Below are 19,857 nucleotides of genomic sequence, written 5' to 3' on the forward strand. Positions count from 1 at the left end.
CGCCAGGCGCCGTGCCCCTCCACTCTTCAGTGAACCACCTGGGGCCGGCGCTCCAGCAGATGCTCAAACTGTTGAATCCAAGGCTCTGTCAGGTAACGTATCTCGGCGTCATTGCGCAAGATCCGCTGCATGATGCGAGCCTTTTCTGTTTTGTCTTCAGGCGTTAGCTGTTCGGCATAAGACTGGTGGCGCAGCTGCTCGATCAGCACCGCGCACGCACCCTCATAACGCACTACCTCATCCCAATCTTCAACTTGGGCAGCCTGCAGCATCTTGTGGCTGCTGTCTTCGATGGCTTTGTAATAGTCAATCAAGAGTTGCGACATGGTGTAAATCCAGCAATAGGTCTAAATTCAAGCGTTACCAACCGAAGGCACATTGATGCTTTTCCAGGCATCAAACACCGGCACGATCAATTGGGTTACCTCCTCAATCAAGGAGGCATCGTTCTTGAGGTTGGCAGTCGTCAGTCGCAAAATACTGTAGTTGTATACACCATTCAAGTTCACGGCCAGTTCACCTCCTGCGTCCATATCCAGGCCGGACTTCAGCCCCTCCTCCAGGATGCGAACAGCTTTGCCGATCGCCTCGCCTTTGGTTTCAATATCTCCGCGCGCCAAGGCACCGCGTGCGCTTTGCAGGGAGCGCAGCAAGGCTTCAAACAGCAAGCAAATCACTTGATGGGGGCTTGCGCCTTCGATGCTGGTTTGTGCACCAACTCGTTTGTATGCAGAAGCTGCGCGTGCACTGACTGGAGTAAACATGGTGGTAGCGTCCATTGGGCTTGTTGTATTAGTTATCGACACAGCACGAAAAAACTCAAGTCAAATTGTTAAAAAAAGTACCCACCGATTCAATCAATAGCGCCACGCTTACTTGCTGCTGCCGTTCCAAATAGTGACCTGCTGCGTGATGTACGAATTCAAGGCAGTCAAGCCCGCCATCTTGGTATCCAAAGCGGTATAAGTCTGACGCAAGCGCTTTTCTACCGAGGCAGCGCGCGCCGTAACCGTGTCTTGGTCCGTGGAATTGCGCTTAACTGCCGCAGCCAAGGCATCAGATTTGTTATTCAGCCCCCCGTCAAAAGCCAGCAAGCCATCGGCAAAGGTCTTGACCTTGCGGGCAATACCGTTGGTAGACACGTTTGTATTCTTCTGGGCAAATAAAGCTTTGACGTTATCCGGCGTATTCAAAGCCGTCCCCAGTTTGGTGGCATCCACCGTAAAGTTGCCATCTCGACCTAGCGAAATACCAATTTCCGACAAACGCGAATACGTGCCAGAGCCATTGGTAGTACTCGTTCCCGTACCGCTCGCCATGGCGGAACGCAATGAGTTGCGCAAGCCTATTGCCGTGGAGTCACCTTGCAAATCTCCAGACTTCTTGGTCGTGTCGTCATACGCAGTCGCATCCGCAAGGTACTTGTTGACCGCGTTGTAGGCATCCACAAACGCCTGGATATTGGTTGTCAGTGCAGTCTTATCAATGGTGCTGGATACTTCCGCATCAGATGTAGTAACGGCAGATGCATTAATCGTCATGCCAGCAATCACACCTGAGAAGGCGTTCGTAGCCGAGCTCACCGAAATGCCGTTGATAGTTGCCTTGGCATTCTGGGCCGCCTGGTACGTATTGGCAGCCATCCCGTACGCTGTGGTCGCCGCCAAATCAAAGCCCAGCTTGGACAAACCTGCGCTATCCGTATTCGTGCCGTCACTATCGGCTACCTGCACGCGAAAACCGGCAGCTGCTCCCGTGGTAGCAGAGCGCAACATCAAACGATCACCCGTGGCGTCCGTCAAGACGGTGGCAATCAAGCCGGCCCCGGAATCGTTGATCTTGGTTGCAATCTGAGCCATGGTGTCAGTTGCAGTGACAGCAACCGATACGCTGGAGGCAGTACCGGCCACAAAAGAATTATCAGCCTGCCAGGTTCCCGTCTGCAAAGTCAGCGTCCCAGCCGTGCCAAATGCAGCGCCGGCCGTCACGGCAGTCGAAGCTACAGACTGGGCCTTCGCCAACTGGGACACACCCACACTGAAGCTGGTCGCACTCGCATAGCCCGTGACTGACGCAGTCACCGAGCTATTGGACGAGCTGACTTTGACACTGCTCCAGCCGCTGTCTAGCGTGATCTTGGAGGCCGCATCCGACAAGGTGGACACCAGCGACTTAACCTGGGAATAGTCGGAAATCTGCGTCTGAATGACCGCCGCCTTGGCCTGCAACGTCGTCAGGGGCTGCTTTTCCAACGCTACCAGTTTGGTGATGATGGACTCGACGTCCAAACCACTTCCAACGCCGGTTGATGTAATGCCCATGATGACCTCCAGGACGGATGCTTGCTACAACGAAACGAACAGGCATATTTGTACCTGCATTTCGGAACGCAAAACGGCGGATAAAGGGGGTGCCTTTATCCGCCTTTTCGTTTTAGCACCTATTTACGGTGCTGTCAGCCTTATTGCAGCAAGGACAACACACTTTGCGGCAGCTTGTTAGCCTGCGCCACCATCGCGGTACCGGCCTGCTGCAGAATCTGCGTGCGCGACAAGTTAGCGGTTTCTTGGGCGAAGTCAGCGTCCACAATACGGCCGCGAGAAGCGGAAAGGTTTTCCACGTTGATCGCGATGTTGCCGGTAGCACTGTCGAACCGGCTTTGCAAAGCGCCCAACTGAGCTCGTGCGCTATTGACCTGGTTGATCGCCGAGTCCAGCTTCTTGATGGCCACCCAGGCGTTACGCTGCGTGTCAATCGTAAGGGTGTCAATACCCAGCGCATCGGTCGTAGTGCTTGTCGCGTTCAATTGGCTTTGCATCGCACCAGCCGCAACCCCCGTGGTCGCCGTGCTGAAGCCCGTCAATGTCGCGGACACCGCAGTGCCGTCCGTGGCCAACTTGGACGACAGCAAGTCGATACGGTAAGTCCCCGTGTCGTTTTGCGACAGGAACGCCGTCACACCGGTATCGGCCGTTTTACGGTTAATCGCCTCCACCACCTGACCCATACGCTCTGCACCAGAGCTGGCAGCAGCAACCACCCCCAGATCCACGGATGTGCCCCCGACCGTCGAAATACTCAAAGTTCCGCTGTTGATCGACGTCAAGGTGCTCACGGAACTAGCATCCACTGCGCTGGCAGTGGCATCGAAACCATACGCAACTTGTGACAACCCGGTAGCAGCAGAGTTGGTTAGCTTACCCACTGTAATCGTGTCACCAGCATTGGCGCCCACTTGGAAGGCCGCACCTGCGAACGATCCGTCTAGCAACTTCTTGCCGTTGAAGGTAGTTTGCTTGGCGATCCGGTCAACTTCATCGGTGAGCTGAGAAACTTCGGCCTGCAACGCCTTGCGGTCATCCTTGCTGTTGGTGGCATTACTAGCCTGCACAGCCAGTTCCCGCATACGTTGCAGCATGTCGCCGACCTTGCCCAACGCGCCTTCAGCCGTTTGCGCCAGCGAGATGCCGTCATTGGCGTTACGCGAACCTACCGTCAGACCCTTGATCTGACTGTTGAAGCGCTCGGCAATAGCCAGGCCAGCAGCATCGTCCTTGGCGCTATTCACGCGCAAACCTGAAGACAGGCGCTGCATAGACGTGGCCAACGAGCCGGCGGACGACATCAGATTACGCTGAGCGTTCAGCGAATTGATGTTCGTATTGATAGTTGTGGACATTTCAAAGCTCCTGAAAGGTTGAGTTCAATGACGAACCATTGAAAAGGCCCGTTGAGTATGTTTTCGGGTGTCCTCAGCAAAACTTTAGGGCTAGGCATGTAAATAGCCGGTGATTTGTGCCGCTTATCCAAGGACTGTCACGGACTCGAATAAACACAATTGAGTTACCGCTCATGGTCGTTGGCCAGCTGAGCTGATCCGAACCGGCTTTGGCCAACTTTCATCTCTCAAGGAGCTTCGCAATGGCTGCAACGATCAACACGAACATCAATTCGCTCAATGCCCAGCGAAACCTGGCAAATAATGCCATGGGGCTGGCCACCTCGATGCAGCGCCTGTCTTCAGGTTTGCGCGTGAATAGCGCCAAGGACGACGCCGCTGGCCTGGCGATCTCCGAGCGCATGGCTACCCAGATCCGCGGCCTCTCCGTCGGCTCGCGCAACGCCAATGACGGCATCTCGCTGGCACAAACGGCTGAAGGCGCGTTAGGCAAGGTCGGCGACATGCTGCAACGTATGCGGGAACTAGCCGTGCAGGCCGGTAACGCCACCAACAGCGCCGACGATCGTAAGGCACTGCAAGCTGAAGTCTCCCAGCTGACGGACGAAGTAGATCGGATCGCCAAGCAAACGACATTCAACGGCACCAAAATTCTTGATGGATCGTTCGCCGGAGCCGTATTCCAAGTCGGCGCCAACTCCGGCGACGTCGCCTCGCTGGGCGCATTGACCAACTCCACTGCTACAGGCCTGTCCCACATCGCCTATGCCTACGACCAGTCGGCCAGCGCGGTAAACGCCAGTTCTGTAAGCACACTGACCTCGATTCCGTCTAACACCCTGACCATATCGGTCGCTGGTGCCTCCACTTCCGTGGACCTAGGTTCGATACCGGTTGCAAGTTCAGGCTCGGAGCGTATGGGCCAAGTGGTCGAGGCAATCAACAGGAAGGCAGCCGATACTGGGGTGACAGCCTACCTATCGCAAAACCCGGACCAAACCTACCGCATAGACCTGATGTCCTCGAAGCTGGACAGCAATGGCGACCCCTCCACCATCACCTTGTCGGGGTTCTCGCTGTCGACCACTGGCGAGGCGGCCACCAGCATGGGCTCGAAGGTGAGTGCCACCAGCACATCGACCGATGCCATGGGCATTGACACACTGAGTATCACCACCCAGCGCGACGCCTGGGTGGCTATCAAGAAGATCGACAGCGCCATCAACCAAGTCAACTCGGCACGCGCCAACTTGGGCGCCTTGCAGAGTCGTTTTGAAAGTGCGGTAAGTAACATCAGCATCCAGGTGGAAAACCTGGCCGCAGCCAAGGGCCGCATCGTAGATGCCGACTTTGCGCAAGAAACCGCCAACCTCTCGCGCACCCAGATCCTGCAACAAGCCGGTACCGCCATGGTGGCCCAGGCCAACAAGCTGCCCCAGGGCGTGTTGACACTGCTGCAGCAATAAGCCAATCGGCGCGTAATTAAGAAGGCCCTTCGGGGCCTTTTCAATTTAAAAAAGTGCATCTACCGCAATTAATGAAAGCACCTCCAGCTATCTAATTAATAGCAAAAAAGGTTTTGACTAGGGAGCGCAGGGCATACTCGACGACACCCGATGGCTCAGACCAAACAAGGGCATGCCCCCACTCAAGTCATCTGAGCCATATATTGACCGCACAAAAGGCACTCCAAGATGCTGCCACAATCCAAGCGAATCAATCTCGTCTACTTCGCTCGCAACCAATCTTGATTTCAAATACCATCAAGAACGATGCTTGCGCCTAAAGAGACGACTCAATTTGTCGAAAATAAGTCTGAGCTGCACTTCGCTAACCACCGCCTTTCTGGGTCGGTCAAACCAGCAAGCCGAATATCACTTGACCGCAGAGCGATTCTTTGCCTAGTTTTAATACTTACAGATGGATAAACTGAATCAGCTTCGCGAACAGATCGCCACTCTTGTCAGCGAATTCGCTACCCACGCATACCGACCTAAACCCTTTTTGCCGGGAGCCACTGCCATCCCCCCCTCTGGGAAGGTGATTGGCGAAGCTGAGTTGCAGAATATGGTCGCAGCGTCTCTAGACGGCTGGCTTACTACTGGCCGCTTTAACGATGCTTTCGAAAAACGCTTGAGAGACTTTCTCGGCGTCCGGCATGCTATGACCACCAACAGCGGATCATCCGCAAACCTTCTAGCTTTCACCGCGCTGACATCACCAGTCCTGGGCGATCGTGCCATTCAGCCAGGCGATGAGGTCATTGCGGTGGCAGCAGGCTTTCCGACAACGGTCAACCCCATACTCCAAAACGGTGCCGTACCTGTATTTGTGGATGTAGAGCTAGGCACATACAACATAGACGCATCGTTGATCGAAGCTGCCATTTCGCCACGGACCAAAGCCATCATGCTGGCCCACACGCTGGGCAACCCCTACAACCTGGATGCCGTACAAGCGTTGTGCAAGAAATACGGACTCTGGCTGGTAGAAGATTGCTGCGACGCGCTAGGAGCCACGTACGACGGACACATCGTGGGCACATTTGGGGATATCGGCACCCTCAGCTTTTACCCAGCGCACCACATAACCATGGGCGAAGGGGGCGCAGTATTCACCAATAACGACGAGCTTTGCAGAATTGTCACCTCCTTGCGCGACTGGGGTCGAGACTGTTATTGCGCACCAGGCACGGACAACACATGCGGTCAGCGGTATGGCTGGCAACTGGGTGATCTACCTCCCGGCTACGACCACAAGTACACCTATTCGCATATCGGCTACAACCTCAAAATCACTGATATGCAGGCGGCCTGTGCCCTCGCGCAAATGGACCGATTGCCCGGATTTATTACAGCGCGCCAGAACAATTTCGACCATTTGTATGCGCGACTGCAAAGCTGCGAGCAGTTTCTCATCTTGCCGCAACCCACCGCGAAGTCGCAGCCGTCCTGGTTCGGGTTTCCATTAACCCTACGCGAAAATGCCGACAGCCGCCGCGTCGACTTACTAAAGTACCTAGACCAAAGCCAAATTGGCACGAGGCTACTGTTCGCAGGCAACCTCACACGCCAACCATCAATGCAAGGCACGCGTTACCGCATCAGCGGCAGCCTGGAACGCACAGACAAAGTCATGAACAACACATTCTGGGTAGGAGTACAACCCGCGTTGACAAGCACCATGCTGGATTTTGTAGCAGACAAGATCGAAGCCTACTTCGGCGTAAATTTTTAGCAACCGGTTTTTAACTTACAGCCGCCAGCAACCCACGCATGCACATTTTCCTAACGGGTGGAACCGGTTTTATAGGTCGGCACTTACTCGCAGCGCTAACGAATACGGAACACCGGGTAACCGCACTCTGCCGTCAGCACAGTTTGCTCGCCTTTAGCCATCCACGGCTCACGTGGATCTGCAAGGCGATGGACAACCTGGACCCCACAGATCTGGCTGGCGTGGATGTCCTGGTGCATCTCGCATCACCGGGCGTGCCACCCCAGCAAGCTGAATGGACCAAACTCTTTTATTGGAACGTGACTGTGCTGCTACAGCTGATGACAACGGCAAAGCAAGCCGGTGTGCGGCGCGGTGTCTTGGCGGGAAGCTCAACGGAGTATGGCCGTTCAGCTGATTTTTTTGACTTTATCCCACACGATGCGCCGCTGCTGCCGACATATGGCTATGCCGCATCAAAGGCTGCTGGGTTCGCATGTGCAAGCGCATTCGCTACCGAAAACAAGATGGAGTTGTGCTATCTGCGCATCTTTTCAGCCTTTGGAGATGGGCAGTACTCGGAAAATTTCTGGCCATCTCTGCGCCATGCGGCCCTTAGGAACGAGGACTTTTCAATTACGCCCGGGGAACAAATTCGAGACTACATACCAGTCGAAAGAGTGGTCCAAGCTTTCCACGCCGCTATTGAACGTCAAGATGTAGTTGCAGGAATTCCGTGGGTGCGCAATTTAGGCTCCGGGCAACCGATATCAATACTGCAATTTGCTACGACATGGTGGGCAACCTGGAATGCTCGAAGTCAACTTCGGCCTGGAGCATTGCCCTATCGCCCGGGTGAAATCATGCGCTGCGTACCGGTGATCGACCCCACAGTATGGGAAGCGCCACAGCGGTAGTGCGCAAGGTAATTTGGGGCCGCGTCAAAGACGTTCATTGAGAGCGCGTCTAGCCGCGTTGGCCCCGCTCATGAATGCCTGGTGACTCCAAAGATAATCCCATTCACCAAAACGGCCAGCAACCTCAATTCCGATACCTGCCAACCATTGGCGGATTTTGCCGCGCTGCAGTTCCATGCCTTGTTCAAAAATCACGTTGCCATAGCTAATGTGATGGTGGTGAACAACCTCTATGTCTTCCAGGTTTATGAAACCCCACTTATGCAAGGCGTACTTGCAATTTTCTTTCATTGCCGCAACGTCGAGTCCAAGTGGACGGCGCGCAGACCCATATATCTCGAACTGAATAGAGGAAGCCCCCTGCGGGCAATTATCTGCGGACTGTGCGCCCGGACAGTTTGCTCTGGCAGCCAGCACATCTTCATCGTAAATATAAAACCATAAATCCGAGAAGACATTTGGCTTCCGTATGCCAATCGAGATGAGATCAACAGTGGTGGCAACCAGGGTACGGGCGGCCTGAAGAATATCTGGCGGTACATCTTCTATGAGCTCCACCAACGCAGGCAAAGGCAAGGTCGAAACGAGCTGCTCATATTCCGCTGCAACACCATTCGCGAAATACAAACGTTTAGCGCACGCATCTATCTTATTTACAAGGTGACTCAATCGAATGTCAGCAGCAGCAATAAGGGGGTCAATGAAAGCCCGATATCCACCTCTTTCTGGATATCGCATAACAGGCGCGTAGTAGACGTTCTCCGTACTATCCGTCATCGCGCCACGCAGCACCTCCTTCAGATCAGGTCGATGGATACGGGGGCCAATCCAGTCAACCCCTAACTCCTCTGCTGAAACTGTCCAATACTTATTGGTATAACGTTCAGAAAAGCGGGCAGAAAACGGCTTGCCAAATTGGCGTACCAGCCAGTCCTTATAGCTATAGATTTCGCTATCTGGGCGCTCGATAAACCCTTCAAGCAAGCTTATACGTTCCTCGATAGGCAATGCGTACAGATTGTTCTGCACCGGGTATTTAAGCCAATAAGGATGTTCCACACACCGAGGTATGGGGTAGTGCGTCAAGTAGGGCGTAGCATCGAAAACCTTACGCACTTCTGCTTGATCCGCAAATGAAAGATGAACCGCTTTATCAAACCGATAGCCGTTCACCTCAATCGCATCCAGCAAACCGCCCGCGCGTGGCGCAGCCTCATAGACGATCGCGCTAGACCCGCACTCCCTCGCGGCCGCACTGGCAGCAAGCCCAGCGATTCCGCCACCCAACACGGTCAAAGGCGCGGCCATATACGCGGATCGTTAGGGATGAATTTCATGGCGGTCTACAAGGACAGATCCAGCTTTAGCCAACCCGTTTAGCAAGAAAATCGGCCATTGTCATTCCAGATGCAGAGATTGTGCGCAAATGTCCCAGCGCACCGTCAAAATCACTATGCACCTCTTGCCACCATTCCTGCGAGGGCTCCAGCATAGAGCGTAGCTTGAGGTTGAACAAAGGAATGTGCTTAATTGAGAACATATGCATGTCGGAGTCAATCTCAATTAACTGCTCCCGAGCGAACCGATATGCATCCTCTAGTGATTCAGCGGCATACCCAATTTTCCGGGCATATGTGCTCCACAACCGCGCCTCCCATGAGTAGTGCCGAAAATCCAGAAAATTAATTCTTAGAAAATCTGGGTCCGTCAATGACCTGGGAAAACTCTCCGCACCACGCTCATCCTCTGGCAAGGACCAGAGCTGCACCATATCTTCCGTCCTGCAAATCATTAGCTTGTCGGAAAAATGGAAAGGAATGTAGGCCCATGACGCCTGAAGGAATACCCCTATCTTTCCCTTGTTTCTTCTCCCATCGCCGTAGAGACGTTCTAGCGTGCGATAAATAGACCCAGTCAGAACTGCATCGGTTCGGGAACGGACAACATAACGTACACCCGCTTCTTGCATCAAACGGCTGGCAACCTTGCATGAGCGCGTTATGTAGTTGCGCGTGTCGTAACCATTGGGTGGAGGGGGCGATATCTGCTCAAGCCGATCTACCCAAGGTCGACAAGCCTCAACATGAAGCGGATCTTCCGTCGTCCAGGTAACCAAGACCATGTGCGCGGCTGGATATCGGAGTCGATTAAACGCCAGCACCAGCGGTGTGAATGATGTGAGCGGCCCCTGCATAAACACACCCAAATCTGCTGGATCGGGGACTTGGGACTTTTTAAAGCTCAACCCGGCTTGCAAGACTGTTTGGAATGCCTGAAACTCTGCAATTTGCCCAGAATCATCCCCAAAGGCTATCGCCCGCACTGTCCGGTAATTGCCCCACTTTTCTCGTATCGAATTCATTGCCTCTGGTGCATATGTAGAAAAAACCACCACCAAAGTATCTTCATACGACTCCTGTAAGAGTGCTTCCGGCGCCCTAACCTCTACCCCATGGATAACGCGACCGTGGTTCTCGTGCCGTGGACATACGGTGTATTGCAGCGGCAAGCCGGTGTGTGGGTAGTAATCGGTAAAGGCTTGACCAGCTCCCCAGCCAATTAAGCGCAACTTGGAAATATCCAAGCCAGGGTACTTGAGAAGTACCCGATCAAGTCCACCTCGAATATCGGCCATAGTTACCTCCAAATTTAAAGTGATTCCTGTGCAGGGTACCGGTCATGCATTTCGCGCTTCAGGCTCAACGCCTTGCACCGGCGACGCATACAACACCAGATCGTAGTAATAGCCCACGTTGTGTTGGCGCAAGCGAAAGTGGTAGTCGCCTGCGTGCTCGTCCACCGCTGACACCACATCGAGCAAGTCTTGCGCATAGTGGTACACGCAGGCAGCAATCCGGGGCCTATCTTTGGCAAGCAGCCCCGCAGCCCCATGGAGGGTTTTGGTCTCAAAGCCTTCCACGTCCATCTTCAAAAAGCTCATTCGCTCCAGCTCATCATCAAGACGAACGGTCTTCACGGTAACGGTCCCCTTGTCCACAATGTGGCTGGACATGCTGCCAGTTTCATCAAAATAAAGCGTTTGGCGGCGACTTGACACCGCTTTTTTGAGCGGCCGAAAGTCGTGCACAGGCAACTCTGAGAGCTTGGATAAGACAGCGAAATTGACCCGATCGGGTTCGAACGCCGTGATGCTGCCGTACTGCCACTGCGTAGCAGCCAAAAATTTGCGGATTACCGGGCCTTCAAAAGCGCCGCAGTCGCAAAAATACTCCCGCGTACCCAGCGTGAAGGTGGATGGCCGTCCGGCCATCGAAAAATACTCTTCCGAAGCATCAGTGCCAATGGGTAGCAGCCAGTTGCGGTCATAGCTCAAGCGAAACAAAAGATTGGCGTATAGCGTTTCGCGACTGAGTTCGTCGTCCAACCGGTCTGCCAGCCGCACAAAGTCATCCAGCCGCTCCAACGTTTTGCTACGGTAGACATTGACCGTTTCGTACACAGAAAAAAGGCCATGTACAGCCAGCACGGGGATGCAATCCAATAGCGCCACACCAGCCTGTTGACAACGCGCGGCAGTCAATGCCCGCCCCCAAGGGTCGTCTGAAAAATCGATCGCCAGGGCACCGGGGTATTGGCGGGCTTTCTCCATAAACCGGGCAGTCGTCCAGCACGGCACACCGAACATCTCCGGCAGAGTCAGGCCATCGTCCACCAACGCCACAACGCCGGACATCAATGTCAGCAAATACTTACAGCGCATACGCCCAATCACAGACAAAGGCTGCAACACAAAAATAGGCCGCTGTGCCATCACCACTTTGAAGTGATCCACCGGATCTACGCCTCGGGCGGCCATTTCTATCAGTGATTTTTTAAGGCTCTCGCTTCTATCTGTCATTGGGCCATTCCATTTCCATAAGACTACTTCACACCCCAAAAACCACCACAGGATCGACAAACGATGCCAAGTGGAAAGTTTTGGCCACTAGATCCGTAACAACCGTCCCAGGCTTGTCCAGCACACAATGCTTGCCAATTTGCACGCCATCCCGTACCAACACCCCCATGCCCAAAGTGGCATGCGCACCAATACGACAAGCAGTACCCACCACTACGCCAGAAGCAAGCCACGCAGAGTTACCTAGTTTTGTACTGGCACCGATGTTCGTGCCGGCCCCCACTACACAGTTAAAGCCGACATCGGCGTCCACACCAACCAGCGCGCCTGGCCCGATGAAACTGTTTTCACCAATTCGGGCACTGGCCGCAACCACGGCACCCGGACATACCAAGGCAGGCATCTTGAAACCCATGGACTTGACCAAGCCCATGAGCTCAAAACGCCGAAAGTTCAAAAATTGAGAACCCAGGGCAACGAAGGCAGTAGCGTCCTCTACCGACATTTCATCCAGCACGGACATGTCAAACGCATAGGATGCATCTTGATGTAAGGTGATCCTACGCAGCGCAACCGTCGGCTCCACCTCCGCCCATGCGGCCATGGCCCAGTCCAACTCAGGGCCTGCACCCACCACATATTTACAAGGCAAAGCGCGCTCCCATCAGGTCCAGATACCAATGCTCAATGGTTTGGTTGGCCGACTCAAAATCCCCCAGTACGGCGGTAGGGGCCTGCGCATGCAGTCCGGCCTGGATACGCTCCATGACCTCAAAATCTTCGCGCAGCACGGTTTCAGCCCCCTGCAGATGGGCCAACAACACCGCCGCAGACACCGCATACTTGGACTTCTTCTTAGCTGTCACGTAATGCACCACCACATCCGTGCGACCAGCAGATACTGGCACATGGTGCTCAATGATGAAGGAGTAGCCACCCGAGCCAGAGGCGATATGCAAATTGGGAAATACCAGCCAGTTGTAATACCAGTCCTTGTCTCCATAGCGCTCTACCTTGTCATGCCAGGGGTAAGGCACCAATTCTTCCATCGGCGCATCCGGCCCGCCATTGCTAAAGCTACGCAACAGCGACAAGGCCTCTTCACGGCTTTGCACGCCCTGTTGGCGCAAGCGCTGCGACGCGGCAACACCTTGCTCGTCCAGCACCACCGGAAACTTCACTTTTTGGTACAAAGACTGGGCATGTACGTAGCGCGGGTGGTGGCTGTCACGCAGGTTTTCGTATACGAGCTTCCAGTTCATCTTGGTCTGGAACGTAGCTTGCAACACCTCGCCATCAAACGCCAGCGAAACCCCGCGCAATGAGTCCAGCAGATCCGGGCTGAACTGATCGGTCAGGGGCAACGGAGCGTCGGACAGGTTAATGAACACCAGCCCGCCCACCTCCTCCAGCGCAAACCGCCGTAGCCTCAAACACTGGCGCTCTTCTGCAGGGTAGCGGTAGACCTCAGCCTCGAAAGGAATATTGGACACGCCCCCATCCACCCCATACCCCCAGCCGTGGTAACTGCAGACCAAGGGGCGCACACCTTGCGGCGCAATTTGCAATGGGTTTTGGCGGTGCAGACACAGGTTTTCAAAGGCCCGCAGCTCCCCCTGAAAGTTCTGTACAACCACGGATACGCCCCACACGGTACGGGTGATGTAAGCATTGTGCTGGGCAAGCATCGACCTCAGCCCCACAAACTGCCACAGCGGCTTAAACAACAGTTCGCGCTCGTGCAGGAACCACGCTTCGGACTGGTAGGCCTCAGCAGACATGCGTGACTTCATGGGGCGGCCCCTGCATCTTTGGCCAATAGCTTGCTGGGGCTCCCGTACATGCGCACGGGCAAAGGAAATAAAGCATCTACAAAAGTACCGTCCGCACACGCGCTGCGATAAGCGCCGGGCACATCCACTACGCAATATCTACCAATGCGGACATTTGCAGCCACGTGCACATCGGCTCCCAACACAGTGTGGCTTCCCACACTGGCACCCAACCCGACAGATGCCCCTGCCCCAATCCACGCATGGGCAGCGATGTGTACGTTGGCATCCAAGCGTGCCGCAGCCCCCACAAAACTATTGTTGCCCAAGCGTACGCCGCCAGACAGCACTGCCGCAGCGGCTATCCAACAGTTCTCCCCCAGTTTGACACCTGGCGCAAGAGCCGCACGGGGGTGCACCAGTGAGTCCCCCCTGAAACCAAGGAGGCGAACTTGGCGGTAAAGGTCTAAACGAGCAAAGTTCAGGGCGTTCTGGTCTACGGCTACAAAAACCCGCACCAGGGCTGGGTCAACACCACGCAACATGCCGACCGCATCTTGGGCAATCTCGTCGGTGTTGGTCAGGGCTAAGCAGTGAAAATCACGCCCAGGCGCAATCTCACCCCACGCGCCCTGGATCGCCTCGAACGCAGAACCACAGCCCAGCAGGTACAACGGAAGCTGAACCTCGCTCATGCCGCATCTCCCATCAACCGCAAATACACAGCTGCAACCCGCTGTAGAAGCGCTTCGTACGCACCATGCTCAGCCCGGGCACCACCCGCATGCATGTGAGATTGCAGCTCCTCTAGCAATGCGCGGTCCTCTTCAAATACCCGAGTCTCTCCCTTGAGGTGTCCCCACAAAATTGCGGGCAACGCGGGAATTCGCTGCTGCTCTTGTGCCGTCATCAAATGGAACGCAACTTCAGTGCAGTCGGGCGCCAGGGGGTTAAATTGCTGAACCAAAAATACCAAGCCGCCCACCGAAATGAAGTTGACGTTTGGATAGAGGAAGAAGTTGTAATAACTATCGGCTGGTGCGGTGTCCACATAACGATCCACCAAGGCATGCCAAGGCATGGGCGCGATCGCCATGGGCATATGCGAAGAAAAACTCAAGTCCACCAAGCGGGTCTCCGCCAGCGCGGAGGCATCCGGCGCTGGCGCAGATACCAACGGCGGGCGCTTGTCTAACAGCGGGCGAAAAGTGCTGGGGTGCACATAGGCCACGTGGTTGGAGTCGAGCACGTTTTCAAAATTCAGCTTCCAGTTGTAGCGGACCGGCATGGTCGCATGGATCACCTGGGGCGAAAAGTGGACTGAAATGCCCTCCAGTTGCGCCAGCAAGGATGGACTGAACTGATCGGTAATGGGCAAAGGCGTATCGTCCAGATTCACAAACACCAATTGCCCAACCGTCTGCACCGCAAACTGCTTCAAGCATAAACCTGCGCGTACAGCGTCTGGGTATTGGTAGAGGCTATCGGCATGGGGAATGGTCTTCACCGCCCCCTCCGCGTCATACACCCAACCATGGTATTTGCAGGCCAGCCGTCCCTGGCCATAGGCCTCAAACATGAGAGGCATCTGGCGGTGCGCACATTGGTTGACAAAAGCTTTGAGTACACCCGCACAGTTTTGCACCACCAGCGGTATGCCTCCGATCGTGCGGGTCAGGTACGCATCCGGCTCACTGAGCAGTCCTTGCAGCCCAACAAAAATCCACAGCTTTCGAAATATGCGCTCTTGCTCGAGCGCAAAAATGCTGTCATCCAGATAATGCGCAGGCGTGAGTTGGGATTGCATTACTTAAATTCAAAACGCTTAGCCGGATTGCCAAAAACCGTAGTACCAGCAGGCACGTTCCCCACAACTACGCTGCCCGCGCCAATCACTGCGCCATCGCCCACTTTGACACCCGGCAAGATGGTGGCGTGTGGATGCACAACCACGTTTTCGCCGATCTGCACGCCGCCACCCATGAATACAAAACTGCCCACCGTGCTATAGGCACCAATCCGTACGTCATAGCCGATGATGCAGGTGGACAGCATGATGACAAAGTCGCCCAGCACGACGTCCGGCCCCAGAGAGACGTTGTGCTCAAACAAGCAACCCCGACCTATTTGCACGCGTTCGGAGCGGTGGATGGAGGGAATCAGGCACATGAACTCCGCCCCCTGGTCTAGCAGCGGGGCAGCAAAATGGCGGCGCGTCTGCGGATCGCCCAGTGCGCACACAAACAGTTGCTCCGGCTGGCACACGTAGGTGAATGGATCACCCAGAATGGGCAAGTCGGGGGGCACCGCCAGATGGCTACGGTTGTCCAGAAAGCCACGCACAGTCCATTCCACACCATGCCTGTGTTCAGCCCGAGCCACCGCCGCCATGTTGCGACCAAAGCCACCCGCGTTAACCACCAGAATGTCTTGCATACGGTTCAGGTAAAAGGAATACCGCCATCCAGGCTGAACGTCGTGCCAGTGACTTTACGGCTGGCATCGCTGAGGAAGTAGATAGCAGCATGGGCAATATCTTCAGGCTGGCCCAGCCCCAAGGGGTAGGCTTTGTCGGCGTTTTCCAGAAGGTCGCGGTGCATGTTCAGCAGAGGTGTTTCCACCAGCCCAGGGCAGAGTGCATTGACACGGATACCGCGCTTGGCCACCTCCAGCGCGAGGCAACGCATGCTGCCGATCAAGGCACTTTTGGAACCCGAGTAAGGGCCGACACCGACCTTGCCGGTCAAAGCTGCGATGGACGCCAGCAGTAGCACCGAGCCACCTGGGCGAATCAACTGTCGGGCCAACTGGCGTTGTGTGAGCAGCATGGGCGCGTAGTAATTGGTCTGCATCACCCGGTCCAGCATTTTTGCGTTGAGCATGCGCATAGGAGCCACACCGTCGACACCCGCGCTGTGCACCACGCTATCCACCGCACCTGCGGCATCCACCAGGGCATGCAGTTGGGCGGCATCGGTCAGGTCGGCGGTCAGACAGCGGTGGCCAGAGCCCTCCAAGGATGCATGTACCGCCTCCAGGCGGGCGGTATCGCGGCCGTTCAAAACCAATTGGGCACCGGCCTGGGCACAGTGCACGGCAATCGCCTGCCCTATGCCGCTGGAGGCACCAGTCACCATGACCTTCTTGCCATCCAGCCGAAAAGGGTTGGGGGGGAGGGAAATCGTGTGCATCAGCTTCAGCGCATGGGAAGCGACAGGCCGCCATCAATTAGCAGCGAACTGCGGGTCACCCAGCGGCTGGCCGGGGCTAACAGATAGCCAATGCCGTTAGCCACATCGCTAGGCTCGATCGTGCCCAGAGGGGTCAGGTTCAATTTGTCTTGCATGTCGGCATTACTGGCAAGCGTGGTCAGCATGGGGGTGGCCACGTACCCAGGCGATACACAGTTGGCGCGGATACGCCGCTTGGCATGCTCCAGCGCCAAGGTGCGCACATAGGCGGTCAACGCGGCTTTGGCAGCAGAGTACATGCTAGTGGCCACAGGGGCGATGCGCTCAGCCACCGCCGTAACGTACACCAGCGAAGCACCATCACGAATGTGTTTGCTCGCTAGCAAACGCTGGGTCAGCAGGACCGGCACCGTAAAGTTGATTTGCATCATGTCATTCAGGTGCTTTTCGGACACCATCCTGGCTGGGACCAATTCGACGGCCCCCGCGCAAAAAACACAACCATCAAGCACCGGCAAGTTGTCAACTAGGGCATTGCGGGCGGCTTCATCGGTCAGGTCGGCCAGGTGAAGCCCATGGCCTGCGCCGGGCAGGCTGTCCAGCGTGGCTTGCAGGCGAGCAGGGTCGCGCCCGGTCAGCAACACGGCCGCCCCCATGCCTGCGCACAGCACCGCCGTGGCTCGGCCAATGCCAGACGAGGCCCCGGTGACCAGCACCGTCTTGCCCTGCAGACTGAAAGCCGAACTCACAGCTCCACCATCTCCGGGAACTTGGCCCCTTCTATATCCACAATGCAGGAGCCCCAGGACAGGCCGATGCCAAAGCCGGACATCAGCAGCCGTTTGCGTCCGCCCAGCAAGGCCTCGCGCAGTCGGGAGGTCATGGTGACGGGAATCGAGGCGCCGCTGGTGTTGCCAAACTCGGCCAAGGTAGACGGCACTTTGTCGACAGGCAAACCCAGCTTTTTTCGGATGGTTTCGTTGATGAGCTTGTTAGCTTGGTGGAACAGAAAGTAGTCGATCTCGGTATCGGCCATCTGGCTGAACTCCATCAGCTTGCGCACCGCCGGGGGAATTTGCTGGGTAGAGAAGCTCAGCACGGCCGGGCCGTCCAGCACCAGATCGTCCAGCCAGCGCAGCACACCGAACTCATCGCGCTTGGGCGTGGTGTGCTCCACGCCGTAAGGCTCGCGGTGGCCGCCCACGGGCAGCATGATGGCCTTGTAGCCGCTGCCGTCGCTGTTCATGTCGAAGTACATGGGCGGAGCATCTTGCACATATTCCAGCGCGGTGACGGTACCCGCGTCGGAAAACAGCGGGTCCACCACGGTGGCCGACTTGTCGCCCACCATCAGCAGGCCTTTTTTCACCGCTCCCGAGGCAATCAGGCTGCCCAGAATCTGCAGCCCGTAGGTGTAGCCCGAGCAGCCCAGGTTCACATCGAAAGCAATGCTGCTCTTGGGCAGGCGCAGCCGGTCTTGCAAGATGATGGCGGTGGCCGGAATCAGGTAGTCGGGCGACTGGGTGACCACAATAACCGCATCGACATCTTCACGCACCCAGCCCAAATCGGCCAGCAAGACGTTGGCAGCCTCAAACGCCAGGTCCGAAAAGCACTGCCATTCAAAGCACATGCGCCGCTGGTGGATGCCGATGTTGCGCACCAGTCGTTCGCGGTCGGAGAGCATGGCGGGCGGGCAGTCTTGCACGTTGGACAGCACCGTGCGGGGCACGCACGAAGCCATTCCGGCGTAGCGGACATGGTGCAGAGTGGACGTGCCCATCTTCTTCAGCCCAGCAGTGCGTAGATGTCAGCCACCGTCACGCAAGTTTTCAAGTCACCGCCAGTGATGGTCTTGCCGTACTCCATATCGCACATCACGATCACCCCCAAGGCAGCCAAAGAATCCCATTCGGGCAAGCTGGCCAACGGGGTATCACCAGTCACAGCCACTGCGTCTTGAAAATCGACGGCTTCCAGAAATTTCTCCACGAATGCATTCACGGTGCTCATAAGCAATCAATCCCTTAAAAATCAAAAATCAAACTACAGACTTCACCCTCTCGGGGGACAAAGCGGAGACCACAGCCGAGCGCACAGCATCCTGCTGCAACGGCGACATAGACAGAAAAAAAGGCAACCCGATCAAATCACGGGCAATCCCATTGGCGTGTGGTGTGGGAGCGGACTCCCAGCGCGCAGCCGTACCACGGATCTCACCGAGCAAAGGCTGGTACCAGCGTCGCGTCATGATCTTCAATTTCTGGCATAGGCGCTCCAGGCGCTGCCGATCAGCAGCATGGGGCATACGGGTACACATCAGTACCGGCGCAGCAATGCCGTCCGAGGGGGTTGCCTGCCAACGCAGAGCACCGTCGGTGGCATCATCAAGCGCGGTACGCAAGCAACGGTACAACTCGCGCCGGCGCCGAGCGCAAGCATCCCACCGGGCCAGGGATGCAAGACCCACTGCCGCGTGGTACTCGCTCATTTTTGCGTTGGTACCCAAGCTGGCCAAAACTCCTGTGGGCACCCTCGCGCCAGGCTTTAAATTGATTCCAAAGTTAGACATTTGCCGAACCTTGTCCACTAAGCCCTCACGGGTGGAGACCACGATTCCACCCTCTCCGGCCGGCAAGGACTTCGTAGCATGCAAGCTAAAAACCAAGGTGCCATTGCAGCCCTGCAGCCACTGGCTGCCAAACGCACTGGCCGCATCCACGATCACGGGCAAGCCCGTAGATCGCTCAAACTCTTCCCAGCCTTGCATATCGTGTGGCGCACCAAATGTAGCCACAGGAATCACGGCATCAAAAGCAAGGTGCTGGCGCATTTGCATGGCAATACGGGGGGTGAGCAGCCAGCTTTCGGGGTCAATATCGCCGAGCACAGGCACGTAACCCGCACGGGCCACGGCTGTGGCTGTTGCCACAAACGTCAATGCGGGCACAAGCACCCTTGCGCCCGGTGGCAATGCCAAGGCAACCAAGGCCAACTCCAACCCCAATGTGGCACTGCTGACTGTTACAGCTGTCGCCTGAGGGTTGCCCACCTGGAAGCGCTGAACCAACTGCTGCTCCAACTCTCGCACCAGAGGGCCGAAATTTGAATAAACCTTGGACGCATGCATGCGCTCCAGATACGGCATCAGCTCTTGCGGGCTAGGCAAATCCGGCACCAACAGAGGAACAGGGGTATCTAAATGCATGTGCCCAGTCTACAC

20 protein-coding genes are annotated in these 19,857 nt (G+C 56.0%); 3 read left to right on the forward strand and 17 right to left on the reverse strand.

The window, feature by feature from the left end; translation table 11 throughout:
- Positions 1-26: 26 nt before the first annotated feature.
- The 4 genes from AC4BBN_RS06860 to AC4BBN_RS06875 all read right to left on the reverse strand — a co-directional run bounded on the left by AC4BBN_RS06860 (position 27) and on the right by AC4BBN_RS06875 (position 3,679).
- Positions 27-326, reverse strand: coding sequence for a flagellar protein FliT (locus tag AC4BBN_RS06860; RefSeq protein ID WP_490591192.1), 300 nt, complete (start codon positions 324-326; stop codon positions 27-29).
- Positions 327-353: 27 nt separating this feature from the next.
- Positions 354-764, reverse strand: coding sequence for a flagellar export chaperone FliS (fliS, locus tag AC4BBN_RS06865; RefSeq protein WP_490591404.1), 411 nt, complete (start codon positions 762-764; stop codon positions 354-356).
- Positions 765-872: 108 nt separating this feature from the next.
- Positions 873-2,321, reverse strand: coding sequence for a flagellar filament capping protein FliD (gene fliD, locus AC4BBN_RS06870; protein ID WP_490591193.1), 1,449 nt, complete (start codon positions 2,319-2,321; stop codon positions 873-875).
- Between the two features lie 140 nt (positions 2,322-2,461).
- The gene (locus AC4BBN_RS06875; protein WP_490591194.1) at positions 2,462-3,679 is read right to left on the reverse strand and encodes a flagellin; all 1,218 of its coding nucleotides are present in this window, start codon (positions 3,677-3,679) and stop codon (positions 2,462-2,464) included.
- 242 nt (positions 3,680-3,921) lie between these two features.
- On the opposite strand from AC4BBN_RS06875, the gene AC4BBN_RS06880 reads away from it, so the two are divergent.
- From AC4BBN_RS06880 to AC4BBN_RS06890, 3 genes are all read left to right on the forward strand, one after another.
- Positions 3,922-5,145 (forward strand): flagellin N-terminal helical domain-containing protein, encoded by a 1,224-nt coding sequence (locus AC4BBN_RS06880; RefSeq protein WP_490591195.1) that lies wholly within the window; start codon positions 3,922-3,924, stop codon positions 5,143-5,145.
- 454 nt (positions 5,146-5,599) lie between these two features.
- Positions 5,600-6,916: a lipopolysaccharide biosynthesis protein RfbH gene (rfbH, locus tag AC4BBN_RS06885; protein ID WP_490591196.1), complete on the forward strand. Its 1,317-nt coding sequence runs from the start codon at positions 5,600-5,602 to the stop codon at positions 6,914-6,916.
- Positions 6,917-6,954: 38 nt separating this feature from the next.
- Complete coding sequence (locus tag AC4BBN_RS06890) at positions 6,955-7,812, forward strand: NAD-dependent epimerase/dehydratase family protein (protein ID WP_490591197.1); 858 nt, start codon at positions 6,955-6,957, stop codon at positions 7,810-7,812.
- A 24-nt stretch (positions 7,813-7,836) separates the two neighbouring features.
- Here the strand turns inward: AC4BBN_RS06890 and AC4BBN_RS06895 are convergent, their stop codons facing one another.
- The 13 genes from AC4BBN_RS06895 to AC4BBN_RS06955 are packed head-to-tail and all read right to left on the reverse strand — an operon-like array spanning position 7,837 to position 19,812.
- Complete coding sequence (locus AC4BBN_RS06895; RefSeq protein ID WP_490591198.1) at positions 7,837-9,120, reverse strand: protoporphyrinogen/coproporphyrinogen oxidase; 1,284 nt, start codon at positions 9,118-9,120, stop codon at positions 7,837-7,839.
- Positions 9,121-9,175: 55 nt separating this feature from the next.
- On the reverse strand, positions 9,176-10,447 hold the full coding sequence (locus AC4BBN_RS06900; RefSeq protein WP_490591199.1) for a hypothetical protein: 1,272 nt from the start codon (positions 10,445-10,447) through the stop codon (positions 9,176-9,178).
- A 42-nt stretch (positions 10,448-10,489) separates the two neighbouring features.
- The gene (locus AC4BBN_RS06905) at positions 10,490-11,671 is read right to left on the reverse strand and encodes an FkbM family methyltransferase (RefSeq protein ID WP_490591200.1); all 1,182 of its coding nucleotides are present in this window, start codon (positions 11,669-11,671) and stop codon (positions 10,490-10,492) included.
- A gap of 28 nt (positions 11,672-11,699) precedes the next feature.
- Positions 11,700-12,275 (reverse strand): DapH/DapD/GlmU-related protein, encoded by a 576-nt coding sequence (locus tag AC4BBN_RS06910; protein ID WP_490591201.1) that lies wholly within the window; start codon positions 12,273-12,275, stop codon positions 11,700-11,702.
- Between the two features lie 37 nt (positions 12,276-12,312).
- Positions 12,313-13,464, reverse strand: coding sequence for an aromatic ring-hydroxylating oxygenase subunit alpha (locus tag AC4BBN_RS06915; protein WP_490591202.1), 1,152 nt, complete (start codon positions 13,462-13,464; stop codon positions 12,313-12,315).
- A complete protein-coding gene (locus AC4BBN_RS06920; RefSeq protein WP_490591203.1) occupies positions 13,461-14,138 on the reverse strand; it encodes an LbetaH domain-containing protein in 678 nt (225 codons plus the stop codon). The genes AC4BBN_RS06915 and AC4BBN_RS06920 overlap by 4 nt, the downstream gene beginning before the upstream one ends.
- On the reverse strand, positions 14,135-15,250 hold the full coding sequence (locus tag AC4BBN_RS06925; protein WP_490591204.1) for an aromatic ring-hydroxylating oxygenase subunit alpha: 1,116 nt from the start codon (positions 15,248-15,250) through the stop codon (positions 14,135-14,137). The genes AC4BBN_RS06920 and AC4BBN_RS06925 overlap by 4 nt, the downstream gene beginning before the upstream one ends.
- Positions 15,250-15,879, reverse strand: a complete 630-nt coding sequence (locus AC4BBN_RS06930) for a NeuD/PglB/VioB family sugar acetyltransferase (protein WP_490591205.1) — start codon at positions 15,877-15,879, stop codon at positions 15,250-15,252. Before AC4BBN_RS06930 ends, AC4BBN_RS06925 begins: the two co-directional genes overlap by 1 nt.
- Positions 15,880-15,884: 5 nt before the next feature.
- Entirely contained in the window at positions 15,885-16,634 is a 750-nt protein-coding gene (locus AC4BBN_RS06935; protein WP_490591206.1) for an SDR family NAD(P)-dependent oxidoreductase, read from the reverse strand.
- Between the two features lie 5 nt (positions 16,635-16,639).
- Positions 16,640-17,383: an SDR family NAD(P)-dependent oxidoreductase gene (locus AC4BBN_RS06940; RefSeq protein ID WP_490591207.1), complete on the reverse strand. Its 744-nt coding sequence runs from the start codon at positions 17,381-17,383 to the stop codon at positions 16,640-16,642.
- Positions 17,380-18,417, reverse strand: a complete 1,038-nt coding sequence (locus AC4BBN_RS06945; protein WP_490591208.1) for a ketoacyl-ACP synthase III — start codon at positions 18,415-18,417, stop codon at positions 17,380-17,382. Before AC4BBN_RS06945 ends, AC4BBN_RS06940 begins: the two co-directional genes overlap by 4 nt.
- Positions 18,418-18,422: 5 nt before the next feature.
- Complete coding sequence (locus AC4BBN_RS06950; protein WP_490591209.1) at positions 18,423-18,647, reverse strand: acyl carrier protein; 225 nt, start codon at positions 18,645-18,647, stop codon at positions 18,423-18,425.
- 28 nt (positions 18,648-18,675) lie between these two features.
- Entirely contained in the window at positions 18,676-19,812 is a 1,137-nt protein-coding gene (locus AC4BBN_RS06955) for a DegT/DnrJ/EryC1/StrS family aminotransferase (RefSeq protein WP_490591210.1), read from the reverse strand.
- Positions 19,813-19,857: the final 45 nt, after the last annotated feature.

This window comes from Rhodoferax sp. SPJ21, assembly GCF_058216335.1.